The sequence below is a fragment of the Acidithiobacillus ferrivorans genome (genome assembly GCF_016250455.1).
Taxonomy (GTDB): domain Bacteria; phylum Pseudomonadota; class Gammaproteobacteria; order Acidithiobacillales; family Acidithiobacillaceae; genus Acidithiobacillus; species Acidithiobacillus ferrivorans.
On the sequence record NZ_CP059488.1, the window covers coordinates 1,445,556 to 1,461,295 of the forward strand.

The 15,740-nt window shown below is 52.9% G+C and carries 12 protein-coding genes, 1 pseudogene and 1 CRISPR repeat array (1 of these 14 only partly in view); of the genes and pseudogenes, 9 read left to right on the plus strand and 4 right to left on the minus strand.

Annotation, left to right across the window (positions count from 1 at the left end):
• Window positions 1-248 precede the first annotated feature (248 nt).
• Both H2515_RS07180 and H2515_RS07185 read left to right on the plus strand, forming a co-directional pair.
• Entirely contained in the window at window positions 249-533 is a 285-nt protein-coding gene (locus H2515_RS07180) for a type II toxin-antitoxin system Phd/YefM family antitoxin (protein ID WP_065412434.1), read from the plus strand.
• A complete protein-coding gene (locus tag H2515_RS07185) occupies window positions 524-949 on the plus strand; it encodes a type II toxin-antitoxin system VapC family toxin (RefSeq protein WP_198661287.1) in 426 nt (141 codons plus the stop codon). The genes H2515_RS07180 and H2515_RS07185 overlap by 10 nt, the downstream gene beginning before the upstream one ends.
• Before the next feature lie 367 nt (window positions 950-1,316).
• Here H2515_RS07185 and istB read toward each other — a convergent pair.
• Both istB and istA read right to left on the minus strand, forming a co-directional pair.
• Window positions 1,317-2,074, minus strand: a pseudogene (gene istB / locus H2515_RS07190) (IS21-like element helper ATPase IstB).
• Between the two features lie 17 nt (window positions 2,075-2,091).
• Window positions 2,092-3,612 carry an IS21 family transposase gene (gene istA / locus H2515_RS07195; RefSeq protein WP_198661388.1) on the minus strand — a complete coding sequence of 507 codons (1,521 nt, stop codon included), beginning with the start codon at window positions 3,610-3,612 and terminating at the stop codon, window positions 2,092-2,094.
• 458 nt (window positions 3,613-4,070) lie between these two features.
• Here istA and H2515_RS07200 point away from each other — a divergent pair, with 458 nt between their 5' ends.
• Together H2515_RS07200 and H2515_RS07205 are read left to right on the plus strand one after the other, a co-directional pair.
• Window positions 4,071-4,319, plus strand: coding sequence for a hypothetical protein (locus H2515_RS07200; RefSeq protein WP_232821608.1), 249 nt, complete (start codon window positions 4,071-4,073; stop codon window positions 4,317-4,319).
• Window positions 4,320-4,337: 18 nt separating this feature from the next.
• On the plus strand, window positions 4,338-4,592 hold the full coding sequence (locus H2515_RS07205) for an HU family DNA-binding protein (protein ID WP_198661288.1): 255 nt from the start codon (window positions 4,338-4,340) through the stop codon (window positions 4,590-4,592).
• A 284-nt stretch (window positions 4,593-4,876) separates the two neighbouring features.
• On the opposite strand, the gene H2515_RS07210 is transcribed toward H2515_RS07205, so the two are convergent.
• Window positions 4,877-8,047 carry a CRISPR-associated endonuclease Cas3'' gene (locus tag H2515_RS07210; protein ID WP_332873302.1) on the minus strand — a complete coding sequence of 1,057 codons (3,171 nt, stop codon included), beginning with the start codon at window positions 8,045-8,047 and terminating at the stop codon, window positions 4,877-4,879.
• A gap of 2 nt (window positions 8,048-8,049) precedes the next feature.
• Window positions 8,050-8,808 carry a hypothetical protein gene (locus H2515_RS07215; protein WP_198661290.1) on the minus strand — a complete coding sequence of 253 codons (759 nt, stop codon included), beginning with the start codon at window positions 8,806-8,808 and terminating at the stop codon, window positions 8,050-8,052.
• 225 nt (window positions 8,809-9,033) lie between these two features.
• On the opposite strand from H2515_RS07215, the gene H2515_RS07220 reads away from it, so the two are divergent.
• From H2515_RS07220 to cas1f, 5 genes are read left to right on the plus strand one after another with little or no spacing between them, the layout of a single operon-like run.
• The gene (locus H2515_RS07220) at window positions 9,034-10,479 is read left to right on the plus strand and encodes a ubiquitin family protein (protein WP_198661291.1); all 1,446 of its coding nucleotides are present in this window, start codon (window positions 9,034-9,036) and stop codon (window positions 10,477-10,479) included.
• Window positions 10,476-11,291, plus strand: a complete 816-nt coding sequence (locus H2515_RS07225; RefSeq protein WP_232821609.1) for a hypothetical protein — start codon at window positions 10,476-10,478, stop codon at window positions 11,289-11,291. The genes H2515_RS07220 and H2515_RS07225 overlap by 4 nt, the downstream gene beginning before the upstream one ends.
• Entirely contained in the window at window positions 11,210-12,361 is a 1,152-nt protein-coding gene (gene csy3, locus H2515_RS07230) for a type I-F CRISPR-associated protein Csy3 (protein ID WP_232821610.1), read from the plus strand. The genes H2515_RS07225 and csy3 overlap by 82 nt, the downstream gene beginning before the upstream one ends.
• Window positions 12,362-12,372: 11 nt before the next feature.
• On the plus strand, window positions 12,373-12,954 hold the full coding sequence (gene cas6f / locus H2515_RS07235; protein ID WP_198661294.1) for a type I-F CRISPR-associated endoribonuclease Cas6/Csy4: 582 nt from the start codon (window positions 12,373-12,375) through the stop codon (window positions 12,952-12,954).
• Window positions 12,954-13,892 carry a type I-F CRISPR-associated endonuclease Cas1f gene (gene cas1f, locus H2515_RS07240; protein WP_198661295.1) on the plus strand — a complete coding sequence of 313 codons (939 nt, stop codon included), beginning with the start codon at window positions 12,954-12,956 and terminating at the stop codon, window positions 13,890-13,892. The genes cas6f and cas1f overlap by 1 nt, the downstream gene beginning before the upstream one ends.
• Before the next feature lie 97 nt (window positions 13,893-13,989).
• A CRISPR array of direct repeats spans window positions 13,990-15,740; the repeat unit is 28 nt; unit sequence GTTTATCGCCGCGTAGGCGATTGAGAAG (it continues 917 nt past the right edge of the window).

The window sequence follows — 15,740 nt, forward strand, 5'->3', positions numbered from 1 at the left end:
ATCTGGTATCAACGAGTTGCGTGAATGGCTGACGTTGGACCATCTTGGTGTCTCCTTGCCGGGTGCCAACCCCTTGCCGACCCTCTATCGCTGGGTTCCGGGGGGAGCACCTTGGACGGGCTTTAAATATCGTTTATGGATAATGCCGTCTACTCCGGTAGCGGAATTGGTAGCAAGAAGCCGCAATTGCCAGATCAATCAGTCTCCTTTATGATGGCTATATAAATGGCCACATCATGGAAACGCAGATGACCACAGAATATTCAATAGCAGACGCCAAGAACCGCTTGCCGGCCCTTGTTCATATGGCAGAGCGGGGTGAAGTGGTGCGTATTACCCGGCGCGGACGGCCAGTGGCGGTGATTCTCTCTGGAGAGGCATATAACCACTTGGCAGATGGATTACGCCCCGGAGTGTGGGAGGTAATCCAATCTTTTCAAGAAAGACATCAAGCCGATATGACTGAATTTATGGACTTCGACCTTGAAGACCTCAGGGACCGCAGCACAGGACGAGATGCTGCGTGGCAATAAAATATCTGCTCGACACCAATGTGTTATCTGAACCGCTCAAGCAAAACCCCCAGATGACTGTCTTAGAGCGGATACGCACCCACTCCGCAGAGATTGCGACAGCATCAGTGGTGTGGCATGAGCTCTGGTACGGAATGCACCGTATGGCACCATCCAGAAAAAAGGATGCCATTCAGGAGTACTTGCTTCGTCTGGAGGCCTCCAGCATGAGTGTGCTCCCTTATGACGAGGTGGCAGCGGCCAAGCATGGGGCCGAACGATCTCGACTGGAACAGATGGGAAAAACACCAGCCTTTGCCGATGGACAAATCGCCGCTATTGCTCAAGTGCATGGCTTAGTACTGGCTACCAGAAATGTTCAAGATTTTAGTCTGTTCTGCGATCTGCCTTTAGAGAACTGGTGGACGTGCGGCTAAGTGAACAGTGCACGGTTCGCGATGTGATCCGCAAGATAGCTGCTGGCATCTTGCAGCTATCAATCGGATAAAGCCAATTTGCCTCCCTTAGTAAAGCGTTTCCATTGACAGCAATTCTGGCGGGATTTCTTCATCATGCCCAACCCCCTCATCATCTACCCAGCTTCCAAAAACAGATAATGGCAATGGATAAGGAGGATCGAAACCTATTCCTATCTTCCCCTCTCTGGCATGCCTAAAAAGAATTACTTCGGAAATACCCCAACGCTTAAGTGCGCATTCCGGCGATCGTGGGCAGCGATTCCGCTGATCGTGGGCACCCCCGAAAAGCATACATTCTGGTCACCGCCATTTTATGCTCAGGTGGTCACGATGGGTCAACTTTTGGTATTTCGTGAGCGTCACGATGACGACGCAGGGAGTCTCCCTTCAAGTCCAATCGGTGGGCACTTTGCAGCAGCCGGTCCAGTACCGCATCGGCCACGGTGGGCTCGCCCAGATATTCGTGCCAATGATTCACCGGGAGTTGGCTGGTAATCAGGGTGGCTCGTTGGTTCACCCGGTCATCAATGATCTCCAATAAATCTCGAACGTCTTCCCCGTTCATGGGGGCAAGCCCCCAGTCGTCTAAGATAATCAAATCCACCTTGGCGAGCGTATTCAGATAACGCCCGAAGCTGCCGTCACCATGACGAATGCGGAGTTCTTCAAACAGGCGGGCAAGCGCAGATACCGCACGCTCAATCCCTGACGGCAGGCCTGATGACCCAGGGCACAGCCCAGCCAGGTTTTGCCGGTGCCGGTGGCGCCAGTAATCAGCAGATTATGGCCTTGCCGAATCCAGGTGTTCTGGATCAGTGCCATCACCTTGGATCGGTCCAGTCCACGGGAGCCGCGATAGTCGATATCCTCCACACAGGCATTCTGCTTGAGATGGGCGAGCTTCAGCAGGCGCGTCAGACGGCGTTGATCCCGGGCACAGAGTTCTCGGTCCAGGAGCAGTCCCAGACGCTCCTCGAAGGAGAGATCCTGGATCTGGGGGAGGCGGGATTGTTCGTCGAGCGCGTCGGCCATGGCGTGAAGATTGAGTTGCCGCAGCGCGTTCAGAGTGGGTTGTTGTAACATGCTATTTTTCTTCCTGTTCAATGGTAGTAGCGGGGTCCGCGGATGTTGTCGTGAGCGGGCAATGGAGCCGCCTTTTGAGGTGTCTCCGGTATCTGGTCCAGTCGCTGTTGCAGGATAGATTTGACGCTGTTGGTGGTGGGGGACCCCACCTTCATCGCCCGGAGACAAGCCGCATTCAGGCGGGTTTTGTCATAGCTGCGGGAAAGACTGAGCAAGCCCAGGCAGGAACGATATCCCTGCTCGGGATGGGGTTTGCTCTCCAGCTGCCAGCGCACTACATCCCGGGTCGCAGGGCCGATGGAGAGTGCCCAGTTCAACAGCCGTCCAGGGGTCCATTCGCTATGCCGCTGATGGGCCTTGGGCATGTGCTCCGTGAGCGTGCTGTAGCGGCCCTGACTGTCCTCGCGCAGGTGGCTGGCCACCCGTTGTTGCTGATGGAATATTTCTACGGTTCGGGCACTGACCAGCAGATCGACCCGCTCATGGGCCAGACGGTAAGGGACCGAGTAACGATGCCGGTTATACTCTACGTGGTAGTCGATGCTGACCTTGGCGGTTTTCCAGACGGCAAAGACATAATCCTGCGCCGGCAGGGGTTTTAGGGCGGGCCGATCCAAAGCCTCGAAGGTGCTTTTACGGCTGCCGGGTAGCTGCTTGAAGGGGCGCTGATTCAGATCCTCCAGCAGGCGGCGGATATCCCTGTTGAGATCCATCAGCGAGAAGAACTGGAAGTGGCGTAGACGCGCCAGAATCCAGCGCTCCACCACTTGCACGCCGACCTCGACCTTCGCCTTGTCTTTGGGTTTATAGGGGCGTGTCGGAAGCACTACGGCCCCGTAATGGGTGGCCAGATCCTGATAACTGCGATTGATCTCGGGTTCGTATCGGGAGGCATTGGTGACCGCCGCCTTGAGGTTGTCGGGGACCAGCAGGACGGGTACTCCGCCAAAGTACCGCAGGGCACGCACATGGGACCCCAGGAAGTCGCTGAGGCTCTGGCTCCAGGTGGCCTCGCAATAGGTATAGCTGGAAGCCCCCAACACGGCTACAAAGATCTGCGCCCGGCGAATCTCGCCGGTGCCGGGGTCAATGATCGGCACCGTGGGGCCGGCGTAATCAATAAAGAGTTTGTCACCGGCCAAATGGTTCTGGCGCATGCTGCGTTTGAGGCAGCCTTTCCAGGCCCGATAGTGGGTGCAGAACTGGGAATACTGATAGACGCGCTGTTCGTCATGCGCGGCCATATACTCTTCCCATAAAAGTTGCAGAGTCATGCCCTTGCGCCGCATTTCCGTGTGGATGGTCGCAAAATCCGGCATCACCGGCGCCGTCACGGTGGCGGACCGATGGCTGGGAAAAAGCAGTGCTTCCAGTTTTGCCGGGTCCATTTCGGGGGGCAAAGGCCAAGAGACACTGGCCTGTTCGGCCTTCTGCAAATATTTGCCAACCGCTCCCTTAGAAAGACGGCAGGCCTGCGCAATTTGCCGCTGGCTGAGGCCTGCAGCATGTAAACGGATTACTTCTTGAATCGCCTTCATGGTCATCCTCGGTGTGGGCATCCTGGATCTCCTGTAAAAAGAGCCAAGGATGCTGTTTAAGCCAATGAATGACCAAAATGTTTTCTTTTCGCCAAGGGGAAACCGGGACACCGTTCCGGCATCGTGGGCACCGATTCCGGAAAGTCCACAAAAGTGCCCACGATCAATCGTAACGGGTGCCCACCATCAATCAGAATCACTGCCCACGATCAAACGGAATGGGTGCCCACGATGCCCCGGAATACGCACTTAAGCACTTCCGCCAAGGTGTAATAATCCGGCTTCGGTAACTGTACGGCCATAATCATGCGCTCCTTCTTTGCGCTTCCTTCGGGAATAGGTGCCATGCCCAAGCCGGTGAAGGTTCCGGCCTTTCGGGAGCTACCCTATGGCATGGCGGTGAAACTTATGCCGCGTGCTGCGGTACAGGTCAAGCGCCGGACGCTTTGGCGTCCAGTATGACGATTTCCACAATATCCATGACGAATGATCTGGCATTCTGGCTCTGCGTCTCCAATGTCGATTATGAGGTCTCCCTTGAGACCCGCAAGGTTTATGAGGGAATGCCGGATCCAGAAGCGCAAAAGATGGGCATGATTCGTGTCATTGATGAATCTGGCGAGGACTACCTGTTTCCTGTGTCCCTCTTCCTCCCCATAGCGCTTCCTCATGATGTCGCTGTTGCCGTTCATCGTCTGGCCGTCTGATATTTCAACGAGGAACACATGGCCGTCACAAAACAGGATTTAACCTATCTCATCGTGGAAGCCGTGGACCTGACCGGCAGGGATGGCCTGGTGGTGGTCAATGCGGTATTCGACACGATCCGCGCAATTCTGGCCGCCCCGGCCAGCCCTTTGCCGACCGCCCAAAGGCGACGCCAGAAGCCGAAGGCCCGCAGTGCAAGAAATGCAAACAGCCTACTGGCAAGTTTTCTACCAAGAACGGCTAGCCTTACTACCGTTGTGCGAAGTGCTTAGTGCGCATGGTGGCCGCATGACGTAATGATCGATATCGCGAGGCCCTCTCCACCCAACTGGGGGCAGTAATGCTGAGTTTGGGGGCACCCATACATCGTGGCGGTGCTGGGAAATCACGACTACCGGGGCTTTTCCCAAGAGCGAGCCCAGGACAAATGGCGGGAAGGCTTGGCAACCAACATGACTTATCTCATTCCGGGCAAGCTGGAGCTCAGGCTAACCCACTTAAAATGACGAGGAACCACAATCATGTCCAGAATGTCTGATTTTTTTGCGGGTCACTATTACCTCTCATCAAACACCAAACCGTTCCAATAAGCGTGAACCTGAGTAGGGCTTACACCAGATTCTATTGGAGCTCTCAAGTCTATGGGATCGTCTTTCAAAAATTGAATATCTTCAAGGTCAACGGTCGCCCAAGTTCTGTCCGGTCGGCTAAGTGCATAAAAATTCCCGGCCTTATTTTTATCGGGATCCCAACTGAAGGCTTTTTGGTGCAGATCAATGGAAATGATCCTATCCTGATCGCCTGATCGGAGCGGATAATCTGTAGCGTACTTCTTGAGCATGAAGTCTGTTTCATGGCCAGCATCCCGCTCAATGGACGACAGGATGGTTTCTATCTTCATTTTAACGGCGTCCTCGTCGCAAGAGGCGAAAAGAGTCTTACGGGATCCTACGTCAAACACCATTCCTGCATCCAGCACATCCTGTGGATCGCCCCCTTCTGGGGTCAGCAGATTTTGCATGTCGTGGTGCGGATGGGTAAAGGCACCGCCTGCAGCGTCACGGAATTCCAGCCCAGGGCGGTCAAAAACCTCTCTCTGGTCATCTTGTATGGATTTTAGGTTCCGGTCGAGAATAACGACATTGATCCTTCCTTCAGGCAACGCATTTCGTCGGTGCCTGTTGACTCGCCCCGCAGTCTGAACGATGGAGTGCATACTGGAAGGCTCGATGATCGCCCAGTCGAAGTCGTGATCCCTGCCAACTTCCTCAACGGGTGTGGCTACCATGACCAGGCAAACATCACCCGCTGCATCACGGAGCCACGGTTCCAAGTTCAGCAATGCAGTCAGCCATTTGTCGTTACCCGGCTTGCGGGAAAGCACCCTGTCCAGATGCGCTTCTTTCCAGGCCCTGCGCTCGATAACATCCCTTGCGTGATACGCGGAGACCACAAATCGGCCATCTTTCTGAAGCAGATCGGAAACATCCATGCACGGTTTAACATTCGCTACGCGTACCAGCCCTATGGACAACCGGCAGTCTTGATGAAGCCCCGGATAATGCATTGCATGCTGCTGGTGCAAAGACCAGGCCGATTGAATGATGGTGTTGGAAAACCGTTCTTCCGCTAAACCCTCTTCATGAATTTCAGCAATCTGGTAACGTTTCGTAACGGGCTTCTGCGCTATTGCCTTGGTCATGGCCCGCAAGGTATCACCATAAAATTGAGCCGCATTTTTCCTGCCCGGTGCGGCAATGCTTTGGGGCGGCAGTAAATCCGAGACTACTAGTATGGCCCATGACTCAACCCCGAACATCGCCTCATAGGTTTTGCGCCCCGCAGCAAAGGCTGCGGCAATACCTTCTGCAAGCGCAGGATTGAGCGTGGCGCTAGATACAATCACATTGCGACCAAAGGATGCCGCTGTTTCCACTACCCGCATTACTGCAACAGCAGCTTTTACATCGTAAGAATCCACCTCATCAAGAATGAGATCGCTGGTGCATACCCGAATCATGGCCTTGGCGTGCCTGTCCTGTTGTCCCGGTTCCCCACTGGCGACAATCCAGTCCATTGTGGAGACCAGAACAGGAGAAGCCAAGAGGTGTACCATGCTTTTATCTTCCGGTCCTGTTCCGGCGATGTGATTTAACCATTCTGGTATCTCCAGTGCATCGGCTCCTATAAGGTCTATCGGTGCAACTTCGTCTATGTCATCCTCATCTTCTAGTGAAAAGTCCACCCTGGAGGCACCACGGTCTCCAATCAGGCAAGCAAAGTCCCGCTGAAACAGTGCCGTGTCCAGTGCACCGATATGTTCCTGAAACGCTGAGAACGTTTGTGTGGTGAGGCTACGCAGATTGAATGCCACAGCCACACGCACATCACGACTATGGCGCGCGGCGACTGCCATTTTGAGGTTAGCCAGAGTTTTTCCTGCGCCTGTAGATGCCACATTGAAAACGAGCTTTCCACCTTCCACGCGCATCGCATCGGAAGCATTATCCTGCCAGGCAAAGCGGGAATCTGGTGCGGCGCGGGTATGCATCAGTTGTTCGCAGATTTCAGGACTCAATGTGGGCATGCCATCGCCGGTGAACATGCGGACGTTTTGCGCGGCCAGATCGCCTACCTGCAACAGATGCCAGGATAGCGGCTGATCGAGATATCGCTCTGGTTCTTTCTTTTTTCTGGATGCCTTCCTCTTTTTTGATTGGATACCTGTTTCCATAACGTTCTTCTTAGTGTTAGCAAATAATACTCCGTCTTCGCGGGATCCAGGGAAAATCTGTGAGGATATTTTGTGGTCGGCAAAGATGAGAGCGGCGCGCGCCACCAGCATGACGCCCTCCCAATACGCCCTGGGCCTTTCGATAGAGGAAACCCTTTTGCGGAGTTGATCCATTCCCTGCATAACCTGTTGCCAGCGTTTGCCGTCTTCTCCTGACGGATCTATTTTGGTGGCAATCGCCAACAAATCTGGTGTCTTGCTGCGGTCGGAGTTGCGCCGCCCATAGACATCAATATGCGCGTCTCCATTCAGGGCACCAAAGTCGCCGCCGAATGCGCCATGATGGGTGCAGACCCCGAAAAGTACGGCAGATAGGGCGCTCTCAAGGGTACCCACGGAAAGATGGTTGGGGAGAGTAGGTCCGCTGGCTTTCCCTTCCTTGCATTGCATGACGGTCCATGCGTTATTCAAGCCCTCCAGGGAGAAATCGGCGCCGATTTCGTCCAGGTGGTGTAACAGCCAGGCAGACAACCATTCATGCCGAATGTAATCCCCATGCCGATTTGATGAATCTTTGCCGGGTGATTCTGCGGCGCTCTGACGCAGTTTATCCTGAAAATGGCGGCTGGCCTTGCCGAGATCGTGCGCGTATCCGGCAAGATGCGCGATCAACGCAGCATGCCGAAAGGCCATTGGAAATAGCCTCTTTCTTTGCCTTGTAGCCACTGCAAACCAACCCCGTTTGTCGTAGGAGCTTTGGTTGCCGACCACCCAAATCAAGCGCAACCCGAACGTCGCATCACTTCGATAACAGGCCACAGAAGTTTGTCGCGTGGCTTGTCTGCGCAGGGCGCAATGCAATTCTTCCAGTGCGTCCTCTGTAATTCGTGTAGCCCAGGCGCGTTCACCAATTCTCTGTGCATATCGGTCTATGATTGCCCGGGCTCTGGGTAGCGCCTTGTGATCGCAATTGGAAATGACTACACAGTGCATGCCTATCTCTCCTCTAGCGGGTCTATTCTGGTGATCACCGGCCAAACAATATCCGGATTGACTGGTTCACTGGCAAACTGTTTGCGAAATTCAAACCAGCTATAATCCGGCAATAGCATGATGCCATCACGGATTCCCCACTCATTTTCGATCGCTCGTACCTGATCCCGCGTCAATGACTCTGACAGGTGAACCCGCATGGCGCGTTGTGTTTTAACCAGATTTCTTGGCCGGAAGTCTTTGGAAGTGCTTCTCCGGGTATCCAGTGGTTGTGCATCGAAAATTCTCGGTACGGAATACGCCTTAATGGGATAGTGCTGTTCCCCGGCATCCATATCCTGCGCGCGCAACCGCCATTGCAGGCCATTAAACTCCATGGCGCGGGGCCACACGTTTCGCCAGCGCGCATTTTCTCCGTGTCGCAGACCAACATACAGTATCCGAATTGGATTCTGATGAATGGTGGATGAAAACAGGACGTCCATTGCGTTGGGGTTGATCGTCGATGCGGCCTTATCGGGCGGTAGTAGGAATGGCACGCTTTCCTCCGGAAAAATTCCCGTTGTGTCGGGGCCGACCCGCTCGGAAATCAGCTTCATCAGTGCTTGCGCGCTGGCTTCAGGAGGATATGTCACTCCCACACGTGGAAATACGCCTTTTTTTCCATCTTTGTACAGGAGATGGAACCACTGGGTGCATGCAGCATGAAGGATGGCCGTGCCTCGGTTGGGCGACTTACGCGTACCAAAAGCGCGATCCACATCCGCTCGGCGGCACTGGCCTATCCACAACGCGCGGCGCAAGACAAAAAGCAGATGATCCATGTCGGTATGCATGGTAAATAGACTACAACAAAAGAACCAGATAAAAAAGTACATACTACACAATAAACCTCAAATAATGATTTATTTGATACATATTTATATTGTTGACATACTTCGCTTATGTGGCTAATGTCGAGTCAGGCTAACCCAAAGGGGGTATCAATGAACAAGGAAGATCTTGCTGACTTGAAAACCAGGCACAGCGCTCTGCTCAAGCTCTGTAAAGGCGGCGCGTCAAGGAATGTACCCATCTCCGAAGACAAGCTCAAAACGGTGGAAGATGAGCAGGGCTTTATACTGGCCTGTGTAACCAATGAGCCAAGGATCGACTTTTATCTCAAACTACTCGGTTTGCAGGAGGTTTTCAGTACGTCACTGCCGCTACCTCATGCAGGTTTGGATGCGGAGGTCTATGCGCAGGAATATATCGACAAGTGCCTGGGAACGGTTAAAGAACTCGCATCCCAAGTGAACCTGGAGCAATTTCAGGATGCCGTTCGAGATAAAGTCATTGATTGTGGAACCCACTTCTCCGGCAAGATGATCAACTCCGATGCCGCAGATGCATTTGCCGTCTGCGCTGGCGGATATCATGGCCAGCCACACGTTTCCAGCAGAACCATCATCGCTGGCGGGTATAGCGTTCCGCTTGATCAAGCCAAACTGGACAATACCGGAGTTTATCAACGCATCATCAAGGTACTGGAAAAAGACCCCATCATTCATGAGGCCGAGGTGGATGGCACCATCTTGGCCACTGTGGAAGCGGGTGTCAAGGCCGCTTTTGCCAGTCATGGGGGGAAACAAACGCCCGTTGTGGATCATCGGCTACGCCAGATTCTGTTGCCGTCTGGAGAGCATTACATCGCGGTGAGTCCCCTTGCGTCCGGTGGCATCTGCGTGCTGTTTGATCGCGCCATTGCCAATATTGAACAGGTAACGACAGATGCCGTAGAGCAGGAGGCGAACAGCACCGAAGAGGACGATGACAGCAAAAAACCGGTTGCTTCACGACGCCTCTACACACGGCTGAACTTCCCTGTTGGCGGTGCCATTGTCCGCAATGTGAGCATTCATCCGAAAGGCGTCATTCAGCGTCCTATCTTTTTCGATGTGCCCATCCGACACCCTGATCGGCGCGCATGGGCCTTTGTGTATAAGCCGTTGAGGTTATTTATCAACCGGGATCAAATTGATTCCTTCCTTCGGTACATAGAGGGGTTGCCTGATAGCATTCGAAAATCATCTGCTGCAACCGCCATAAAGGTTGAATGTGCAGGACCGATCAGGGAAATCGCTATCGGGCAGCATCAACAAGTGATGGAGTTGTCCGTCCATATCCAGGAGATAGAATTCCCGGATGGCGATGAAAAGCGTCCGATAGATGAGGCATTGCTGTCCGAGAAACGCGCAAATCCGCCGACCTCTCTGGATCTTGCTGTGGTCCACGGCCATTTTGACCGGAGCTATGCCAAAAATTTGGCTGAGACCATCGCCATGCGGCTGTACGCATCCGTATTGATCGGTAAGGAAAAGCGACCCATGCATCAAACGGATCGTGACCGAATAACGGTTGCTGCAAAAAAAATACTGGAGGGCATCCTGTGAAAACATATCTGACGATAGATTTGAAAGTGCATAAAGCCAGCATGCTGCAAAGCCTCTCAGTCATTTCACCTGCTCCGGTGTTTGCAGCCGTGATGGCCATGCACGCCCTGGACAAAAAACTGGGGAGTACCTTATCTGTACAGGGTGTGGGCATTATCCATAAAGACGCAAAACCATGGATCGAGCAAATGCCAACCATGAAGGGGTATCTGCTCCAGGAGATAGTGCAGAAGCGGGGGGCATACCCATTCAGCAGCAAAGCAAATCCTACACAGAACTCCATGCAACCAATGGCACTCGCCGATCTGGAATGGGCCTTGCTGCTCGAATGCGATCACCCTCCAAGAGATCGGGCCCAAGTCGAAAATATGCTATCCAGCATGCGTTTTGCCGGTGGCGAAATCACCAGTGCCCATGTGCATATCCATGAAAAAATGGATGACGCGATACGTAGCCTGCGCTCTGGATTTTGGGTCGATGATGTAACGAATACCTTGATGCAGGATGATTTTGTGCAGGAACCTGTCAATCCTGTTGAGAAATTGTTGCGGGCGACCAGGGACGCTGTATGGACCATCCCGGTGAATCTCGGTTATGTCCTGTTCGCCGCTCCAGAAGCCAGGAGAGGCGCCCGTGACGGGTGCGATCACGCCTTTGCGGAGCATCTGATGGGCCTCGTCCGATACACCCCAATCAGCATCCAGCGTGCGCATATCACCAGGGGGAACCTTTGGCGCTATGGATGGGACCGCGACCATTTTCTTGTGACAAACCGGAGCGGAGTAGAACTCTCTCCTTATTTTATCCAGTAGTTTTTAAAGGAGTAACCGTAATGAGCCATAAAATACCCGACGTTCTTTCTTTTCAGCGCGGTACCATTATCACCGATGGTTTGATGTCCAGCATCATTCTGAACAAAAATGGGGAAAATAAAACCGTTCCGGTGAAAGTAATTCGCCACGGCATCCGGGGTGCGAACAGTTACCCGAAGGGTGACAACGTCTCCAACATTCAGCGGACAGAAACTGCCAAAACGCACCCTGAATCTATCGGTCTTTCTGTAATTTTCAGTTTCAAGACCATCCCCGCTGGCAGCCTGATGTTCGGCTGTTCTGACCCCACCTTTCGCAGTATCACGGACGGATTCATTGATCGTTTTTTTGTGCGCGGGGTACCAGAATTTGATGAAGTATGCCATCGCTATGCCCGCAACATCCTGAATGGGCGGTGGCTGTGGCGGAATCGTATCCTGGGTGAAACCCAGGTGACCGCCAGCGTCGGAGACAAGAAATACCTTTCCAATGGATCACGGTTGCGCGATTTTGATGTCTACACGGAAGATGAGCAAGGATTGGCACGCGCCATTGCTACAGGCCTGTTGTCTTCAGACAATGCTTCTCCGGCTATCAAGGTAGAGGGCCGGGTGCTGTTTGGCTTCACGGGTGAAGTGGAAGTCTTCCCTTCACAGAATATGGTAGGCAACAAGCCCGATGGTTTCGCGCGGTCTCTTTATAAAGTGGACATGATTTCCCGACGGGATCTAATTTCCATCATGGGCAGCGCCAACAAGAACGAGGCAAGTGCTGGTGACTTCGCCGCAGACATGATTGATATGGGGCGGGCTGCTCTGCGCGACCAGAAAATCGGGAACGCCATTCGGACTATCGATACCTGGTACCTGGATTTTTCAGGAACGCCCATCCCTGTTGAACCTAACGGCGCCAGCCTTGATGCAAACACCGTGTTCCGCAAAGGCAACCAGAATGCCAGCGCGTTGCTGAGCAATATGGACGAAATGCATCCTGAAACGACATTTAATCCGGGTGCTGCCTTTCTTATCGCCATCCTGATCCGTGGCGGCGTTTTCTCCGAGAAGAAATAAGGGGTTTAGATATGGCCACTGCATATATGGCGTACTTTAACGTCAGCGTAAACCCAGATGCCCAGGATATGCCCCAAGCTGTCCTCCTAGGGGCTGCCTGGCTTCATGTTCACAAGGCTGCGGTAGGGGTGGCAACCCCTTTTGCAGTCGCCTTTCCGGACTGGATGAGCAAGGGCTTCACCATGGGGAATCGTATTCGGGTTTTTGCAGAGGATAAACCGAGCGCAGAAAAGATCCTCGATGCCATTGGGCGTGTCCCAGGTCATCGTGATCTTGCGGATGAAACCATAGTGTATGGGGTGCCGGGCGATGTGGTCTGGCGCGAAGCCTTCCTGATGCGGCGATTGCCTTCTGGGGTTTCCAAGAACCGGAAAACCGTAGCCCTTGAGCACGCGAGAGAACTTCAAGAGCATGCCCGCGTGCGGCGCATGGCAGAACAACGGGGTTTGCCCTTTGTCTGGATGCGCTCTTCCACTGGAAATCAATTCAAGCTAGTGGTGGAGCGTGTGGCGGTTGATGGGGATGCATCAGGACGCCCCAACGGGTATGGGCTGTCCAGATCCACCCAGATCGTAGGTCTTCCGGTGGTGTGATGGCTGAGTACAAGGAAAGACGACCACAGGCGGTCATGATATCCAAGCGGGTCAACGTATTTTACCTGGAGCATGTAAGGCTTATGCAAAAGGATGAGCGCGTGGTGTATCTGACCGAGGGCAATCATGGCATAGATCAGTTTGTGGCCATCCCGGATAAAAATACGGCTTTCATTCTTTTGGGTAAGGGCACGTCCATTACCGATGCGGCCGCACGCAAGTTGGCTGAATCCAATGTGCTTGTGGGCTTTTGCGGATCTGGCGGATCACCTTTATTTGGTGTAATAGATGTTGCTTTTCTTCTGCCACAGGATGAGTACAGGCCTACATCACACGCGCAAAAGTGGTTTGCTTTATGGGCCAATGATCGCACCCGCATAGAAATGGGCAGGGAATTCCTCAGATACCGTGTTACCTATGATAAGCGGATGTACAAGAAGCTGAAAATAGAAGTTCCTGAACTTATTTTCGATACATTTGATGAGAATATTACGCACTGCGAAACGATAACGGACTTGCTGGCGGCCGAGGGGAGGTTCGCAAAGGCGCTATACGCGGCTCTAGCGTCTGTCTATTCTATACCGAAATTCATAAGAGATGCCGGAGCCAAGAAGAAAGACAATCCTGAACAGAGGGTGAATAGCTTTCTGGATCACGGCAACTATCTCGCCTATGGATATGCCGCAGTGGCGTTGCATGGAATGGGTGTACCCTATTTCCTGCCAGTGCTTCACGGTAAGACCAGAAGGGGTGCATTGGTGTTCGACGTAGCAGATCTTTTCAAGGATTGGCTGGTGATGCCGCTGGCGTTTCGATGTGCATCTGAAAAAGCAAAAAATAACCGGTTCAGAGCTGAAGTAATCGAGCATGCCCTGAAGCATGAGGTGTTGGATGATGTGATGGGCTTCATTTCTAGTCTTCCAGATAAAGTAACATGAAATCAGTAAGTTATGATTTATCGCGGAATTCGATGTGTTTACGTCAAAAAGACAACCAATGATATGATTATTATAGACTTTGCACTTTGAAAGTCTAGTTTATCGCCGCGTAGGCGATTGAGAAGACCAAGAGAATCAAGTAAATAAGCAAGTGAAAGTTTATCGCCGCGTAGGCGATTGAGAAGTTGGGAGTACATCCGACCAAGTCGGCGACCCCGTTTATCGCCGCGTAGGCGATTGAGAAGTTGGTTCTTTATTGGCTTTTGGATTGCTTTTAGTTTATCGCCGCGTAGGCGATTGAGAAGATAAGCAACCGCATGAACAACAGCACTCACCAGTTTATCGCCGCGTAGGCGATTGAGAAGTGTAGAAAAGGGGTCGCCGTGCCCCTTTTCGCGTTTATCGCCGCGTAGGCGATTGAGAAGTTCCGGGCCTGCTGGTGGTTCGCTTGCTGGTAGTTTATCGCCGCGTAGGCGATTGAGAAGATATCGTGGAGCGCGTGGGGAGGGTGGTGCGAGTTTATCGCCGCGTAGGCGATTGAGAAGGTCGCGGCCTGATACGTTCCCGCAGCAACTGCGTTTATCGCCGCGTAGGCGATTGAGAAGAGCAAGCAACAAGACCACCAAAGCCAACAAAAGTTTATCGCCGCGTAGGCGATTGAGAAGTTTTGATAACCAAAAAGGCGAACAATGGACCGGTTTATCGCCGCGTAGGCGATTGAGAAGATGTTCATGGGGCGCTGGCGGTGGATTCGTGCGTTTATCGCCGCGTAGGCGATTGAGAAGACAATCGCCGCCTGGATAGTGCTGGTAGGCACGTTTATCGCCGCGTAGGCGATTGAGAAGGTTGCCGACGGTGAGCTGCGGTCATGGACACCGTTTATCGCCGCGTAGGCGATTGAGAAGATAAAGCCCCCTATAAAAGGACAAAATTAACCGTTTATCGCCGCGTAGGCGATTGAGAAGTTTACCGGCATCGAGCGCGAACCCCGATACTTGTTTATCGCCGCGTAGGCGATTGAGAAGTTCTGGTACTTTTATTGTTCCCGATGGTTCTTGTTTATCGCCGCGTAGGCGATTGAGAAGATGAACACACGAGAGTTAATTAAGCAGGTACAGTTTATCGCCGCGTAGGCGATTGAGAAGAGTCCCAGCCCGGTGAATCCCCCATCGCGTATGTTTATCGCCGCGTAGGCGATTGAGAAGAGCCCCTTTTTCTTGTCGAAAGTCACCAACCCGTTTATCGCCGCGTAGGCGATTGAGAAGCTTCACGCGGAGTGCGACCGACTGACCGCGATGTTTATCGCCGCGTAGGCGATTGAGAAGTACGTGAAGGGCACTGACCCCGTTATGAAAAAGTTTATCGCCGCGTAGGCGATTGAGAAGAAACCATCCAGCAACTGACAATGGGATGCAGGGTTTATCGCCGCGTAGGCGATTGAGAAGAAGATCCGCACGCCGTGGATTTCATGCACCCCGTTTATCGCCGCGTAGGCGATTGAGAAGATTCACCTTGATCGTCCGGATCTCGGTCATTCGTTTATCGCCGCGTAGGCGATTGAGAAGTAAATGTCTATGAGTCTCCAAAGCAGCAACATGTTTATCGCCGCGTAGGCGATTGAGAAGTTATGCCCCTAATGTGGTGGTTGTTCCGAACTGTTTATCGCCGCGTAGGCGATTGAGAAGAGCAAGCAACAAGACCACCAAAGACAACAAAAGTTTATCGCCGCGTAGGCGATTGAGAAGAGCGGAAACAAGGGCGCTAAGAGGGTCAGTTAGTTTATCGCCGCGTAGGCGATTGAGAAGATTCCGCAGAGAATACCGAAGATAACGATTAAGTTTATCGCCG